The sequence below is a fragment of the Ottowia oryzae genome, assembly GCF_003008535.1.
GTDB lineage: Bacteria > Pseudomonadota > Gammaproteobacteria > Burkholderiales > Burkholderiaceae_C > Ottowia > Ottowia oryzae.
The window spans coordinates 632,405-646,630 of sequence record NZ_CP027666.1 but is presented as its reverse complement, the minus strand read 5'-3'; the positions used below and the strand labels follow the sequence as shown (position 1 = coordinate 646,630).

Here is a 14,226-nt window from a genome sequence, read left to right as displayed (position 1 = left end):
TTCATGGCCCAAATCTTCTGCATCGCCAACCAGAAAGGCGGGGTGGGCAAGACCACCACCACCGTGAACCTGGCCGCCGGCCTGGCCAAGATCGGCCAGCGCGTGCTGCTGGTCGACCTGGACCCGCAGGGCAACGCCACCATGGGTTCGGGCGTGGACAAGCGCACGCTGGAGGCATCCGTGTACGACGTGCTGCTGGAATCGGCCACGGTGGCCGAGGCCGCCGTCACCCCCGAAAAGCTGAAGGAAGCCGGCGCCGCCTACGCCGTGCTGGGCGCCAACCGTGAGCTGGCCGGTGCCGAGGTCGAGCTGGTCAGCGAAGCCCGCCGCGAACGCCGCTTGAAAGACGCGCTGGTCGTGGTCGCCGCCGACTACGACTTCGTGCTGATCGACTGCCCGCCATCCTTGAGCATGCTGACCCTCAACGGCCTGTGCGCCGCGCAGGGCGTCATCGTGCCCATGCAGTGCGAATACTTCGCGCTGGAAGGCCTGGCCGACCTTACCAACACCATCAAGCAGGTGCACGCCAACCTGAACCGCGACCTGCGCCTGATCGGCCTGCTGCGCGTTATGTTCGACCCGCGCATCACGCTGCAGCAGCAGGTCAGCGAACAGCTCAAGGCGCACTACGGCGACAAGGTGTTCGACACCGTCATCCCGCGCAATGTGCGCCTGGCCGAAGCGCCCAGCTACGGCCTGCCCGGGCTGGTGTTCGATCCGTCCGCCAAAGGCAGCCACGCATTCCTGGCGTTCGCGCAAGAGCTGGTCGATCGCGGCCTGCGCGGTTGATGCCGCTGGCGCGCCCGCGCTGGGCAGAATACAAGCCTTATTGCCCTCTGGCGCTGGTGCAGTCTGCGCTGGCAGCTATCAAAACATGAGTAAAGTGCGTCCGCGCGCCACTGGCAGAATGCACGCATGAGCGCACCCACCATCCTCACCCTGCCCGGCTGGCAAGGCAGCGGCCCCGAGCATTGGCAAACCCGCTGGGAGGCGCGCCACGGCGACCAGCGCGTGCAGCAGCACGACTGGATGCGCCCGCTGCGCGGCGACTGGACCGCGCGGCTCGAAGACGTGGTGCTGGCCCAAAGCGACGCCAGTGGCGCCCCCGTGCTGCTGGCCGCCCACAGCCTGGGCTGCATCCTCACCGCCTGGTGGGCCGCCCACACCCGCCATGCCGCCCGCGTGGCCGGCGCGCTGCTGGTGGCCCCACCCGACATCGAGCGCGACGACCTGCGCCAGCAAATCCCCGGCTGGGCGCCGCCCGTCCGCCAGCGCCTGCCCTTCCCCGCCATCCTGGTTGCCAGCAGCGACGACCCGTTTGGCAGCCTCGAATCCGCCAGCCGCCTGGCCAGCGACTGGGGCGCCGAATTCCACGCCATCGGCCCGCGCGGCCACATCAACGCCGATTCGGGGCTGGGCGATTGGGATGAGGGGCGGGCGTTGTTGATGACATTGGCGAAGGAAATAAACGATGGCAAGTCCTAAGACTATTTTTAAAGTTGAGTCGGAAGCACCTTCGCTTAGGCTGGCGGTTCTGATTGACGCTGACAACGCTCAAGCCTCCGTCATGGAAGGGTTGTTTGCAGAGATTGCGGGCTTCGGCGAAGCAACCGTGCGACGCATTTATGGTGATTTCACGTCCAGTCAAAGTGCTTCGTGGAAGAAGGTGCTCAACCAGTTTTCCATTAAACCGGTACAGCAATTCGCCTACACGTCGGGCAAAAATGCGACAGACGGCACCATGATCATCGACGCGATGGATCTGCTCTATACCCGTCGATTCGATGGGTTTTGTCTGGTCACAAGCGACAGCGACTTCACAGGCTTGGCGGTGCGGCTCCGGGAGGAAGGGGTTACCGTCATTGGGTTCGGTGAGCAAAAAACGCCTTCCGCGTTTCGGACCGCGTGCCACAAGTTTGTTCTGACGGAAGTGCTGCGACCCACTGCGGCGCCCGAACCTAGCTTGGATCGACCGCCATCGAGCGCCATCGAACTCTCTGCCAGCGCCTCGACGAAAGAGGTTGTTTCGCAGGGACTACCCGCGCTGCCAATGCCATTTATCAGAGATGCGATCGAACAGTCGTCAGGCGATGATGGGTGGGCTCACCTGGGCACCTTTGGTCAGTATCTGTCCAAGCTGAAATCAGACTTCGACAGCCGCGTGTATGGTCACCGGAAACTGTCTGATCTCGTGCGAGCGCGAACCGATGTGTTTGACGTGCAGGATCGCGTTTCGCCGGGTTCAGATCAAAAGGTGTTGTACGTGCGCGCCAAGGCGCCCAAAGGGTGATGCCCGCCACAGCATCGATCCCAACACTTGCCCGACGCGTGCGCACGCTGCCCGCGGCGACGCTGGAGCCAACCTGGACCACCGCATGAATGCTCCCTCTTCCCCGCCGCCCAATCAACCTGCGCGCCAGCCAGACGCCAGCGCGCTCTACGCCCTGGCCGATGTCGTGAGCACCGTCATGGCGGTGGCCGTGGGCGGCTCGGCCGCTGTGGTGGCGGCGTTGGGGCAGTTCGCGCTGGCGGTGGTGCTGGCCGTGGTGGCGCTGGGCATCGTGCTGCGGCTCTGGCGCACGCGGCGGCGGCGCCGTGCCGCGGGGGTTGCCAAGCGCGCGTGAAGGCTTGGGCGAAGCGAATGCTACGCTTTATGTAGCTGCTCGCGCAGGTGGGTCGTGCGCCAGCGGTCGATTGGGCTCTTAGTGCTCCCGCACCTGCGGCACGCGCAAACACCACAGCGCGGCCAGCGCCATGCCGCCCGCCGATGCCCACAGCGTGGCGCTGAAGCCGTGGCTTTGCACCAGCAGCCCGCCCAACCAGAAGCCCACGCCAATGCCGATCATGAACACCGTCATGCTCCAGGTGAAGGCCTCGGTGACGTATTCGCGCGGGCTCAAGGCGCCCAGCTGCAGCGACAGCGCGGTGATCATCGGCCCGAAGGCCATGCCGGTGCAGCCGCACGCGGCGGCAAACCACCACGGTGACGGCGCGAAGGCCATGGCCACGCTGCCCAGCGCCAGCCATGCCAGCGTCAGCTGGATCTGGTGGTTCAGCGACCAGCCCCAGCGCCGCGTGCCGTAGTACAGCCCCGCCAGCGCGGAAGGCACGCTCATCGCCGCATAAAAGGCGCCGATGGCGCGCGGCAGACCGGCCTCGGTGGCAAAGGCGGGGATGGACATCTCATTCAGCCCAATGCCCACGGCGGCGGCCAGGCCCAGCACCAGGCTGCGGCGCACGGCCGCCACGCGCAGCGGGCCCAGCCAGTGGCGCGCGGCCGCGGGTTCCACCTCGCCCCAGCGCTGCAGCGCGCCCGACCGCACGAACAGGGGCACGCCAATCGCCGTGCACGCCGCGGCCAGCGCCACTGCGTACGCGGGCGAGCCGGCCAGCAGCCCCAGGCTGACCAGCAGCGGCCCCAGGATGAAGCAGGTTTCCGTCACCACCGAATCGACGGCAAAGGCCGACTGGCGCTGCGCCGCCGTCAGATCCGCCTTGCGGAAGGTGGCGCGCAGCACCATCGCCACGGGCGGATACGACAGCCCGGCCACGAAGGCCAGCGCCAGCACCCAGGGCATCGCCATGCGCTGGGTGACCACGCCCACCAGCGCCAGCAGCGCCAGCACGTGCAGCGCCGCCAGCGGCCCCAGCAGCCCGCGCGGGCCGCGCCGGTCCACCCAGCGCCCGATCATCGGCGCCTGCACCGCCAGCGCGGCCATGTAGGCGCCAGTGACCCAGCCGGCCCGCGCGAACGAGCCCGTGGCGCTTTGCACGAACAGGGTCAGCCCCAGCGCGTTCATGCCGATGGGCAGGCGCGGCAGGATGGAGCTGAGGACGATGCGGGCGAGCTGGCGGTCGGCGAACAGCGCGCGGTAGGCAGAAAGATCAAGCAAAAGGGGGCAACACGCAAAGCGGGCCACCGCGCGGGGCGGCCAGGGGATCGAATTGGCACCAGAGGTGCCAGCCGGGCATTCTAGGAGGCGACGCGCCCGCGCCTGGGAAAATGACCGCCCTCGGGGCCAGGGCGCCGCCCGATGCGCACGCGCTGCATCTTGGTGCATGGGCGCGGCTTGCGGGGTGTGCAGTACCTGATCGCCTTTGCTCTGAGTCGCGTCGAGATCGCCTTGAGCCTGCCCTGGCAACGCCCCCTCGCCTTCCCCGCTGTGTTTGACCACCCGCCCCATCGCCCCTCGCCATGATTCCGTTTGCACCCTGGTCCGCGCTACAGCTGCTGATGCTCTTGGGCGTGCCGCTGCTCGGCCTGGGGCTGACGCTGTATTTGCTGGGCGTCGCCTGGCGCTTGCAAGGGTGGCGGTGGTGGCAGCCCGGCGGCAGGCCGCCCGAGCGCGAGTTCGCCACGCGGTTTTTCACGCCGGCCCGGTGCGCGGTGCTCGGCGTGGCCACCCTGTGCCTGGCGTGGACGGGCTGCGTGGCGTACACGATGGCGCGCTTTCAAAGCGACGCTGAACTGGCGGCCCACTACCGCGCCAGCCGCCGCCATTTCGTGCTGCCGCGCGACTTTCAGTATGGCGAGCTGCGCATCCCGCGCGGCAGCCTGATCGACCGCTACGACCCGTTCGACAACGGCGAGCCCCAGCGCCCGCTGGGCCTGGCAGGCTTGCGCGCCGTGCGCTTTGCGCACCCGGTGCAGGTGGCGGGCGTCTGGGCGACGGCCATGCAGGTGTACCCGGCCAGGTTGGAACTGGCGCAAGACCAGGCCATTCGCCCCGTTTTTCATTTCGACCCGCAGGCCAGCGCCTGGGTACCCGACCCGCAGCGCAGCGCGCTGCCTTGCCGCCAGGGCGCGCAGGCGCTGTTCGAGGTGCCGCTGATCGAAAGGGACACCGTGGCCGAGTTCGGCCAGCCCGAGCCAGACGGCCCGCAGGCGCGCTTTCGGCCCAGCCAGTGGGCCGTGACGCAGTGCGACAACCAAGGCCCCGTCGAGGTAGCGCCCGCCTACGCGGGGCCTGCGCCCAAGGGCGCGCGGGCCGACATGTGGGCGCACGTTGCGGCGCCGGGGTAGGCGGGTGACAGTTTGGGTTTGCCTATCCCATAGCCCGCCAGCGCCCACGCAGCCAGCGCTGGCAGCTATCAAAACAGTAGAAAGCGCCACTCGGCGGCGCAGCCACGCCGGGTGCGCGGCCAGCCGCGCCGTGACCGGCCGACGCAGCGCGCGGCTTGCGGCTCCGCCCCGCCCGTCACACCGGCGCCCAGCCCTCGAATCGGCCCTGGTTGCTACACTGCCCCGAACCGATTTTTACCGCCCGCGCCGCGCCGCCCGGCCCGCAACGGCGGTCTGCCCACCACCGACACCCATGGTCACCAAAAAACCCAAAGGCCTTGGCCGCGGCCTGGAGGCGCTGCTGGCGCCCTCGGCACTCGACCCCGCCACCGGCGACGCGCCCACCACCCCGGCCGGCACGCCGATGATGCTGCGCCTGGACGCGCTGCAGGCCGGCCAGTACCAGCCGCGCACGCACATGGACGAAGGCGCGCTGTACGAGCTGGCCGAAAGCATCAAGTCGCAGGGCGTGATGCAGCCGATCCTGGTGCGGCGGCTTTCAGCAGCGAACAAGGCGCCAGCGCAGGCAGGACAAGCGCCGGCAGCTAGCAAAACAGAAGCAAACTACGAAATTATCGCGGGCGAACGGCGCTTTCGCGCGGCGCGCCTGGCGGGCCTGGACGAGGTGCCGGTGCTGGTGCGCGACGTGCCCGACGAGGCCGCCGCCGCGATGGCGCTGATCGAAAACATCCAGCGCGAAGACCTCAACCCGCTGGAAGAGGCGCAGGGCCTGCGCCGCCTGATCGACGATTTCGGGCTGACGCACGAGCAAACCGCCCAGGCAGTGGGCAAAAGCCGCAGCGCCGCCAGCAACCTGCTGCGCCTGCTGAACTTGACCGAGCCGGTGCAAACCATGCTGATGGCCGGCGACATCGACATGGGCCACGCCCGCGCGCTGCTGGCGCTGGACGGCGCGGCGCAAATCACGGCGGCCAACCAGGTCAGCGCGCGCAAGCTGTCGGTGCGCGAGGCCGAGGCGCTGGTCAAAAAGCTGGGCGCCGAATTCAACCTGACCGCGCCGCGCAAGCCCGCGCGCAGCGCCGACAAATCGGGCGACGTGCGGCGGGTGGAGGAAGAGCTGTCCGACCTGCTGACCGCGCAGGTCGAAGTGCGCGTGAAAAAGCAGCAACGCCAGGGCGGCAAGCTGCAGCCCGTGGGCGAAGTGGCGGTGCATTTCGGCTCGATGGACGAGCTGAACGGCCTGATCGAGCGCCTGCGCGCAGCCGGGGGCGGGGCGGCGGGCGGCTGAGGGGCCGGTCGGTCGCCGGTCGTAGGTCGTCTGGTCGCGCTGGCGGCCAGTTCAGCAGCGCCCATCGAGTTGGGCGCGGGTGACCGCGTCCGCCCACTGGCGGGCGCTTTGCGTCGGCGTTGGGCAGCCGATGTGCACCGCTGAGGAGCGTCGCCAGCGGCCCGCTGGGGTGTTCTTCAGCCCGTGCGTGACGTCATCGCAAGGGCCCGCCTGCCAGGCCCGGCGCTCGTTACATTTCGGGGCCCGAGGCGCGTGGGATCGGTATAAGCTCCACCCCTTTCCAGCAGCCCCACTCTGCTCATGCGACTGCAGAACAACCGCGTTGTCCGCACCCCTGGCGTTCGCGCCCTGGCCCGCCTGGCCCGGCGCGAGGGCACCGGGGTGGCGGGCACGGCACTGGCCACGCGGGCGGCCCGCGTTGGTGTGGCCCGGGTGCGCCGCGCGATGGATCTGGCCGTGGCGCGGTCGCCCCAATCCCTTTTCCTGCGTGAACTGGTGGCCCAGCCCGCCAGCGTGGGTGCCATCTGCGCCAGCTCGCCCCGGCTGGCTGCGCGCATGGCGGCGCTGGTGGGCGCGCACCCGTCTGGCCTGGTGGTGGAGCTGGGCGGCGGCACTGGCGTGATCACCGCCGCGCTGCTGGCGCACGGCGTGCCGCCGCATCGCCTGGTGGTGGTCGAACAATCGGCCGCGCTGGCCGAGCACCTGCGCCGCCGCTTTCCCGACGTGTGCGTGATGCAAGGCGACGCCGCCGAGCTGACGGACTGGCACGCCGCCGGCCGCCTGCCCGCCGGACAGGACGGCTTGCCGCAGCCGATCCACACCATCGTCTCGGGCCTGCCGCTGCTGTCCATCCCGGCGCCGGTGCGTCAGCGCATCCTGCACGCCGGCGCCCAGGCCCTGGCGCCACAGGGGCGGCTGGTGCAATTCACCTACGCGCTGCGCGGCGCCTCACCCTGGCAGGCCAGCGGGCTGGTGCGCCAGCACAGCGAACGCGTGCTGGCCAACCTGCCCCCGGCGCGCATCGACGTGCTGGGGCATTGAGCGCGCGGCGCCCCGTCGCTGCTGTCCGGCGGGGCGCCAGATGGCCCTGCGGCCCCGGTGCCGCCCGGCGCGCGCTCGCCACGTTGGCTCGTAATTTCACGCAGTTTGTTGCATTTGCGGCGCAAGTGACCGCCAACTCAGCCGTTTTGGCGGGTGCTGAGGTTACTATTTGATGCTGAATCGCTGCGCCCGCAGGGCGTGGCCGTGCCAAGCATCCAGCCATGCGCCGAGGAAAGTGCATCATGAAGTCCGCCAAAACAAAGAAATCCGTGTCTGTCCACACTGCGCTGCGCCGCGCAGGTCTCTTGGGCGGCACCCTTGCGCTGGCCACGGCGGCGCAGGCGGGCATGGTCACCGACCCGCATGGCAACGTCGGCTACGACAGCGCCGCCGAATGCGATGCCGCCGTGCAGGCCGGCAATGCGCGCTACTACCAGCCAGTCACCACCCGCCCCGCCGCCCGCAAAAAGGGTGAAGCGGCGGTGCGCACCATCCGCCTGAGCGAGCTGGCCAGCGCCACCGCGCAGGCTGCGGGCCTGCGCTACGCCGCCGCCGACTACGCGCGCGGCGCCTGCGACCTGGGCATCCGCCACGCCCAGGGCCGCCCCGACATCACGCCCGAACTGGTGGGCAAATGGGTGCCGTTCAGCCCCGACATGCGGCTGAACCTGTACACCGACGCCGCTGGCCAGCCGGTGCGCGCCACCATGGCGCAGTGCGACAACGGCTTTTCCGGCAACCTGCCGCGCCCCGTGCCGCCCGCGCCCACCGTGGCCCAACCCGCGCCCGCGCGCATCGAGGCGCTGCCGAACCAGTGCTTTGCCAACGTGCTGTACCCCGCGCGCTTTGAAACCCGCAGCGAGCGCGTGTTGGTCGCGCCCGCCACCCAGCGCGAGGAAGTGATTCCCGCCACCTACAAGACGGTGACCGAGCAGGTGCTGGTGCAGCCCGAAACCCGCCAGCAGGTGGTCGAGCCCGCCCAGCTGCGCACCGTCACCGAGCAAGTCGTGGTGCGCCCCGCCGGCGTGCGCGACGAGCCGGTGGCCCCCACCTTCAAGACCACCACCGAACAGCTCACCACCCGCGCGGCCACCACCCGCTACGAGGTGCAGCCGCCGATCTACAAGAACGTCTTCGAGCGCGTGGTCGATGTGCCCGAGCACACCATCCAGCGCGTGATTCCCGCCAAGTACAAAGAGGTGCAAGAGCGCGTGCTGGTCAACGCCGCCACCACCCGCACTGAAACCGTGCCCACCCGCTACCGCAGCGAGGTCGAACGCGTGCTGGTGCGCCCCGAGGTGCTGCAGTACGTGCCCGTTGTGCTGCCTACCAAGCAGGTGGCCGAGCAGCGCCTGCGCAGCGCCGCCACCACCAAGGTCGTGCCGGTGCCCGCCGCGATGGAAACCGCCGTGGTGCCCGTGGAAGTGCGCCCGGCCAGCGTGCGCCGCGAAGCCGTGCCCGCCGCCTACGACGTGGTGACCGAGCAGGTCAAAGTCAGCGAGCCCTACCGCGAATGGCGCCGGGGCCGCGCCTGGGTGAACCAGGCCGTCGACGTGGTGCCTGTGCGCGGCTTCGTGGTGGACCCGTCCGGCCAGTTCAAGGGCTACCGCGTTGAAGGACGCACCCAGGTGGCGGCGGCCACCGGCGGCGTGCCGCGCGGCGTGGTGGACACGGGCCTGACCCTGTCCGACAACACCAACCTTGAAGACGATGTGTGGTGCCTGGTCGATGTGCCCGCCCAGTACCAGACCGTCACCCGTCAGGTGCTGCGCGCACCCGCCACCGTCAGCGACGTGCCGGTGCCCGCCGAATACAAGAACGTGACGCGTCAGACCGTCGTGCGCGAAGCCACCGTGCGCACCGAAGCCGTGCCCGCCGTGTACCAAAGCGTGTACCACACCGAGGTCGACTTCGACCGCGCCCGCGCCCTGGGCTTTCAGTTCAACCACGCGGGCGAGCTGGTGGCCACGCCCACCGGCCAGCGCGTGAGCCGCGTCGCCAGCGTCAAGCAAGGCCCTGGCGTGCAGCTGGACCGCGCGCTGGCGCCCGACAGCTGGGTGCGCGAGGTGGTCATCCCCGCCGAATACCGCAACGTGACGCGCTACGTGCCCGAACAAGCCGCCACCGTGCGCGTGGTCGAGGTGCCCGAGGCCTACCGCACCATCAAGCGCCGCGTGGAAGTGGAGCCCGCCCGCACCGAGGCGGTGACCATCCCCGCCACCTACAAGAGCGTGCCCAAGCAGGTGCTGGTGCGCCCCGAAGTCACGCGCGAAGTGGACGTGCCTGCCGAAACCACGGCCGTTACCCGCTACGCCGTGGACCAGCCCGCCAGCCTGCGCCAGGTGGAAGTGCCCGCGCTGGTGCAGCCCGTGTCGCGCCAGGAAGTGGCCAAGGCCGCCAGCGTGCGCGACGAGGTCGTGCCCGCCGTGTACCGCACCGAAACCCGCCAGGTCATCGACCAGCCCGCCACCACCCGCGTGGTGGACGTGCCCGCCGTGTACGACACGCTGAGCTGGCTGGTCAAGGTCAGCGAAGCGCGCGAGGAAAAACGCGAAGTGATGTGCGAGACGAACACCTCGCCGCAGAAGATTCAGGAAGTGCAGCGCGCGCTGCAGGCCGGCGGCTTCAACCCCGGCGCTGAAAGCGGCGTGCTGGGCCAGCAGACGCTGGAAGCGGTGGCGCGTTACCAACACGCGCGCGGCCTGCCGGTGCACGGCTACCTCGACATCGAAACCGTGCGCGCCCTGGGCGTGGCGCCGAACTGATCCGGGCGCCCTTTTTGCTCATTTTTCAATAGCTGCCCGCGCTGGTCCAGCCAACGCGGGCAGTCTTTTTTGTACGTATCCATTCATGGCGTGGTGCCATCGCCTGCGTGCTGCGCGGGCACGCTGGCATTGGCCATTCGGCCTAGGCCGTCCGTCAGATGGTCACGCGCGGGGCATCTTCGTACGATCGGTAACAAGCATGGGGCTGACTCGCGCAGCGCCCGGCCCAACGCCCTGAAGTGACGGTCGGGGCGTGGCCGGGCGCGGGCCGCAGCGGCCCCCACCGCATCAACGAACCAGGAAGGCGCGCCCCGGCGCGCGGACGGAGGAACAGCATGGCCGCTTATTCGCCAACCCCCTCGCTAACCCTCTCGCCAACGCCCTCACACGCCCCCACCGGCACGCCAAGCCGCACGCCGCGCACCACCTGGGCGCTGGCCGCCGTGGCGGTGGCGGCGCTGCTGGCCGGCTGCGAAACCACCGACATGAAGATGGGCAGCCAGGACGCCAAGACCGTGGCCACCGGCAGCGCGGCGGGCTCGGCCACCAGCGGCGCCAGCGGCGCGCTGGAGCGCTGCGCCTCGCCCCTGGGCACCGTGTCGCTGGTCGAAAACCAATCCGCCGGCTGGTACACCGTGCTGACTGGCGAATACAAACTGCCGCCCACCGCCAACCTGCTGCGCCTGCTGGTGCAGCAATCGAACTGCTTCGTGGTGGTGGAGCGCGGCGCCGCCGGCATGCGCGCCATGAACCGCGAGCGCGACCTGCAGCGCTCGGGCGAAATGCGCCGGGGCAGCAACTTCGGCGGCGGGCAGATGGTGGCGTCCGACTACGGCCTGTCGCCCGAGGTGGTCTTCAGCAGCGACAACGCCGGCGGCATTGGCGGCGTGCTGGGCGGGCTGATCGGCGGCGGGCGCGGGCGCGCCGTGGCGGCCGTGGGCGGTGGCCTGCAGACGCGCCAGGCCAGCGCCCTGCTGACGCTGGTGGACAACCGCTCGGGCGTGCAGGTGGCCGCGTCGGAAGGCAGCGCCTCCAAGAGCGACCTGAATCTGTTCGGCGGCCTGGTGGGCGGCGGCGCGGGCGCGGGCCTGGGCGGGTACACCAACACACCGCAGGGCAAGGTGATCAGCGCCGCCTTCATGGACGCGTTCAACCAGATGGTGATCAGCCTGCGCAACTACCGCGCCCAAACCGTGCAAGGCCAGGGCCTGGGCGGCGGCGGCCGGCTGGGTGTGGACGGCGGCGCCACGCCGCAACCAACCTACACCCCGCAAAACGTACCGCGCGGGCGCAAGCAGCGCTGACAGGGCACGGCGCCCGGGCCGTGGCGGGGCTGGGTGCGCGGTCAGCCCGAGTGCAGAATCTGAATCAAATCGGCTCTGGCGCAGGTGCGGCCAGCGCTGACAGCTATCAAAATCAGAGTAAACGGATGGTGGCGGTGCGCTACGCAGCGCCTTCTGAACCCGTAAGGCCGCTCATTCAGCGCTGCCACCGCAGCGCCCCCGTGGCCAGCGCCGTGCCCAGCACCAAGGCGCCGCAGCCCAGCACCCACGGCGTGACACGCTCGCCCAGCAGCAGCGCGCCGTAGGCCACGGCAACCACCGGGATCACGTCACCGCCACCGCACGCGAAGGGCCGGCGCCCGCGATCAGCCTGAAATACAGCACGTAGGCCACGGCGCTGCACAGCACGGCCAGCGCCACACCCACCACCCGGGCAAACAGGAAGGACGCGCCCCACAGCGCGGCCAGCAGCACGAACTCCGGCAGTCACGCATTGCTGTCTGCGCCTGCGCCCGCTGTTTCGGTGGCCACCTCGCTCACAGCAGCCGGGCGCTGGCTGCGCCTTCCAGATCCAGCAGCGCCTGCTTGCGCGGCAGGCCGCCCGCGTAGCCGGTCAGCGACCCATCGGCGCCCAGCACGCGGTGGCAGGGCACGATCACGCTGACCGGGTTGCGCCCCACGGCGGCGCCCACGGCGCGCACGGCGGTGGGCTGGCCCAGCTGCGCCGCCAGCGCGCCGTAGCGCGTGGTGCTGCCAGGGGCGATCTGCGTCAGCGCGCGCCACACCGCCTGCTGAAAGGCGGTGCCGCCCGACATGTCCAGCGGCAGATCGAAATGCTGGCGCTGGCCGGCGAAGTACTCGGCCAGCTGCGCGGCGGCGGCGCGCAGCGTGGGGTGATCGGGCGCGGCGGGCCAGGCGCTGTGGTCGGGCTCGTGCCGTTGGCCTTCAAACCAGGCGCCGGCCAGGCCGCGCGCCGTGGCGGCCAGCACCATGGGGCCCAGCGGGCTGGTCCAGCGGGTTTGGACGATGGCGTTGTCGAATCGCATGGTGGCTCAGTCTGAAGTGGAAGGGGCGGAAGTGCCTGAGGCGGCCAGGTGTGCGCCCGCCCAGGCGCGCACCACGGCGTAGCTGCGCCAGGGGCGCCAGGCTTCGGCGGCCTGCTCGGCCGCGTGGGCGGGCTTGGGCTGGCCGCGCACGCCCAGCGCCTGCTGCAGCGCCACGTCGCCCGCGGGAAAGGCGTCGGGCCAGCGCAGCGCGCGCATGGCGATGTACTGCGCCGTCCAGTCGCCCACGCCAGGCAGCGCGCGCAGCGCGGCCATCGTGCTGGCCACTGGCGCGCCGATGTGCAGCGAAAGCTCGCCGCCCGCCACCGCGCGCGCCAGCGCCGTGATGGCGCCCTGCCGTTGCCGCACGATGCCCAGCCGGCCCAGCGCGTCGCCATCGGCCTGCGCCAGCACGGCGGCGCGCGGAAAGCTGCGCGTCAGCTCAGGCCACGGCGTGGCCACCGCGTCGCCAAAGCGCGCCACCAGCCGCGCGGCCAGTGTGCGCGCGGCCGCCACGGTGATCTGCTGGCCCAGGATGGCGCGCACCGCCAGCTCAAACCCGTCCAGGCAGCCGGGCACGCGCAGGCCCTCGCCCGCCGGGAAGGCCGCGCCCAGCGCCGCCTCAATGGCCAGCGGGTCGGCGTCCACGTCCAGCCAGGCGCGGGCGCGGTGAATGACCTGCGGCAGCGCATCGCGCAGCCCGTCGCCTACGCGCAGGGTGATCTGGTGGCGGGCGGGGTCAAACTGCGCTTCTACCCAGCCGGTGCGCGCGGCACCGTCGGGGCCAGGCATGGCCAGCGTGCGGCGCAGGCACCGCGCGGCGGGGTCGGCCCATTCCATGCCGGGCACGGCGCGGGCGGCAAAGAAAGCCACCAGCGCCGCCACGTCGTACGGGGGGCGGTAGCCCAGGCGCACACGCACGGCGCCGCTGGGGGTGGCCTCATCGCCCTGCCCCGCCAGTGGCGCGGGTGCATCGGGCGCGCGCTGGGGCTGTCGCCGCAGCGCGCTGGGGTTCAGGTGGTAGTGCTGCGCAAACGCCGCGTTGAAGCGCCGCACGCTGGCAAAGCCGCTCAGCAAGCCCACCTGGGTCACGGGCAGGTCGGTGTCGGTCAGCAGCTGCTTGGCCGTCAGCAGGCGGCGCGTTTGCAGGTACTGCAGGGGCGACACGCCAAAGCGCGCCTCAAAAATGCGGCGCAGGTGCCGGTCGCTCACGCCCAGGCGGGCGGCCAGCGCGGGCATGCCAAAGCCGTCGGCGGCGCTGGTGGCCGGGTCGTCCAGCAGGCGGGCGGCCTGCTCGGCCAGGATGGCGCTGGCGTCTTGAATGGACCAGGCCAGCGCGTGCGGCGCCAGCTCGGGGCGACAGCGCAGGCAGGGGCGGAAACCGGCGGCCTCGGCCTGCGCGGCCAGGTCGAAAAAACGGCAGTTCTCACGCCGTGGCGTGCGCACACGGCACACCGGGCGGCAGTAGATGCCGGTGGAGGTGACGGCGGTGAAAAAGCGCCCGTCAAACCGCGCGTCGTGGGCTTTCAGCGCGCGGTAGCAGGCATCGGCGTCCAGGGCGGCGGCGGGGGAAGACATGCGGCCATGGTAGTGCGGTGGGCGTCAGATACTGGCCGTTTTCGGACATGCGCATGGGGCTGCGCGGCTGGGCTTGTCGGTGGCTGAGGTGCCTTGCCTTGACGTGCCTGGATGTGCGCCGACGGGGCCGCGGGGGCTTCGCCACTCAGCTGCGGCTGTGATCTGCGGCGCCACCGTCTGCGCTTTGCGCCTGCGGCGGATTGCC

At 70.6% G+C, this 14,226-nt stretch carries 12 protein-coding genes and 1 pseudogene; 9 read left to right on the top strand and 4 right to left on the bottom strand.

Annotated elements, in window-relative coordinates; translation table 11 throughout:
• Positions 1–3: 3 nt before the first annotated feature.
• The 4 genes from C6570_RS03050 to C6570_RS03035 all read left to right on the top strand — a co-directional run bounded on the left by C6570_RS03050 (position 4) and on the right by C6570_RS03035 (position 2,624).
• The gene (locus C6570_RS03050) at positions 4–789 is read left to right on the top strand and encodes a ParA family protein (RefSeq protein ID WP_106701904.1); all 786 of its coding nucleotides are present in this window, start codon (positions 4–6) and stop codon (positions 787–789) included.
• 126 nt (positions 790–915) lie between these two features.
• Positions 916–1,485, top strand: coding sequence for an RBBP9/YdeN family alpha/beta hydrolase (locus tag C6570_RS03045; protein WP_106701903.1), 570 nt, complete (start codon positions 916–918; stop codon positions 1,483–1,485).
• Complete coding sequence (locus C6570_RS03040; RefSeq protein ID WP_106701902.1) at positions 1,472–2,290, top strand: NYN domain-containing protein; 819 nt, start codon at positions 1,472–1,474, stop codon at positions 2,288–2,290. The genes C6570_RS03045 and C6570_RS03040 overlap by 14 nt, the downstream gene beginning before the upstream one ends.
• Before the next feature lie 85 nt (positions 2,291–2,375).
• Complete coding sequence (locus tag C6570_RS03035) at positions 2,376–2,624, top strand: hypothetical protein (RefSeq protein ID WP_106701901.1); 249 nt, start codon at positions 2,376–2,378, stop codon at positions 2,622–2,624.
• 78 nt (positions 2,625–2,702) lie between these two features.
• Here C6570_RS03035 and C6570_RS03030 read toward each other — a convergent pair whose 3' ends face one another.
• Positions 2,703–3,893 carry an MFS transporter gene (locus C6570_RS03030; RefSeq protein ID WP_106701900.1) on the bottom strand — a complete coding sequence of 397 codons (1,191 nt, stop codon included), beginning with the start codon at positions 3,891–3,893 and terminating at the stop codon, positions 2,703–2,705.
• Between the two features lie 302 nt (positions 3,894–4,195).
• Here C6570_RS03030 and C6570_RS03025 point away from each other — a divergent pair, with 302 nt between their 5' ends.
• The 5 genes from C6570_RS03025 to C6570_RS03005 all read left to right on the top strand — a co-directional run bounded on the left by C6570_RS03025 (position 4,196) and on the right by C6570_RS03005 (position 11,421).
• Entirely contained in the window at positions 4,196–5,023 is an 828-nt protein-coding gene (locus tag C6570_RS03025; RefSeq protein ID WP_106701899.1) for a hypothetical protein, read from the top strand.
• 292 nt (positions 5,024–5,315) lie between these two features.
• Positions 5,316–6,311, top strand: a complete 996-nt coding sequence (locus C6570_RS03020; protein WP_106701898.1) for a ParB/RepB/Spo0J family partition protein — start codon at positions 5,316–5,318, stop codon at positions 6,309–6,311.
• A gap of 300 nt (positions 6,312–6,611) precedes the next feature.
• Entirely contained in the window at positions 6,612–7,352 is a 741-nt protein-coding gene (locus C6570_RS03015) for a class I SAM-dependent methyltransferase (RefSeq protein WP_245896278.1), read from the top strand.
• A 242-nt stretch (positions 7,353–7,594) separates the two neighbouring features.
• Complete coding sequence (locus C6570_RS03010) at positions 7,595–10,117, top strand: peptidoglycan-binding domain-containing protein (protein WP_106701897.1); 2,523 nt, start codon at positions 7,595–7,597, stop codon at positions 10,115–10,117.
• A 335-nt stretch (positions 10,118–10,452) separates the two neighbouring features.
• Positions 10,453–11,421, top strand: coding sequence for a CsgG/HfaB family protein (locus C6570_RS03005; RefSeq protein WP_425437907.1), 969 nt, complete (start codon positions 10,453–10,455; stop codon positions 11,419–11,421).
• A gap of 175 nt (positions 11,422–11,596) precedes the next feature.
• Here the strand turns inward: C6570_RS03005 and C6570_RS03000 are convergent.
• From C6570_RS03000 to C6570_RS02990, 3 genes and pseudogenes are all read right to left on the bottom strand, one after another.
• Positions 11,597–11,820, bottom strand: a pseudogene (locus tag C6570_RS03000) (EamA/RhaT family transporter); the annotation flags it as partial.
• Between the two features lie 116 nt (positions 11,821–11,936).
• Positions 11,937–12,446 carry a methylated-DNA--[protein]-cysteine S-methyltransferase gene (locus C6570_RS02995; RefSeq protein ID WP_106701896.1) on the bottom strand — a complete coding sequence of 170 codons (510 nt, stop codon included), beginning with the start codon at positions 12,444–12,446 and terminating at the stop codon, positions 11,937–11,939.
• 6 nt (positions 12,447–12,452) lie between these two features.
• Complete coding sequence (locus C6570_RS02990; protein WP_106701895.1) at positions 12,453–14,021, bottom strand: DNA-3-methyladenine glycosylase 2 family protein; 1,569 nt, start codon at positions 14,019–14,021, stop codon at positions 12,453–12,455.
• Positions 14,022–14,226 lie beyond the last annotated feature (205 nt).

Bases quoted from the DNA above. Each gene is read 5' to 3' on its own strand.
- C6570_RS03035 (WP_106701901.1), top strand. From the start codon at position 2,376: ATGAATGCTCCCTCTTCCCCGCCGCCCAATCAACCTGCGCGCCAGCCA.
- C6570_RS02995 (WP_106701896.1), bottom strand. From the start codon at position 12,446: ATGCGATTCGACAACGCCATCGTCCAAACCCGCTGGACCAGCCCGCTG.
- C6570_RS03020 (WP_106701898.1), top strand. From the start codon at position 5,316: ATGGTCACCAAAAAACCCAAAGGCCTTGGCCGCGGCCTGGAGGCGCTG.
- C6570_RS03045 (WP_106701903.1), top strand. From the start codon at position 916: ATGAGCGCACCCACCATCCTCACCCTGCCCGGCTGGCAAGGCAGCGGC.
- C6570_RS03010 (WP_106701897.1), top strand. From the start codon at position 7,595: ATGAAGTCCGCCAAAACAAAGAAATCCGTGTCTGTCCACACTGCGCTG.
- C6570_RS03040 (WP_106701902.1), top strand. From the start codon at position 1,472: ATGGCAAGTCCTAAGACTATTTTTAAAGTTGAGTCGGAAGCACCTTCG.
- C6570_RS03005 (WP_425437907.1), top strand. From the start codon at position 10,453: ATGGCCGCTTATTCGCCAACCCCCTCGCTAACCCTCTCGCCAACGCCC.
- C6570_RS03050 (WP_106701904.1), top strand. From the start codon at position 4: ATGGCCCAAATCTTCTGCATCGCCAACCAGAAAGGCGGGGTGGGCAAG.
- C6570_RS03025 (WP_106701899.1), top strand. From the start codon at position 4,196: ATGATTCCGTTTGCACCCTGGTCCGCGCTACAGCTGCTGATGCTCTTG.
- C6570_RS02990 (WP_106701895.1), bottom strand. From the start codon at position 14,021: ATGTCTTCCCCCGCCGCCGCCCTGGACGCCGATGCCTGCTACCGCGCG.
- C6570_RS03015 (WP_245896278.1), top strand. From the start codon at position 6,612: ATGCGACTGCAGAACAACCGCGTTGTCCGCACCCCTGGCGTTCGCGCC.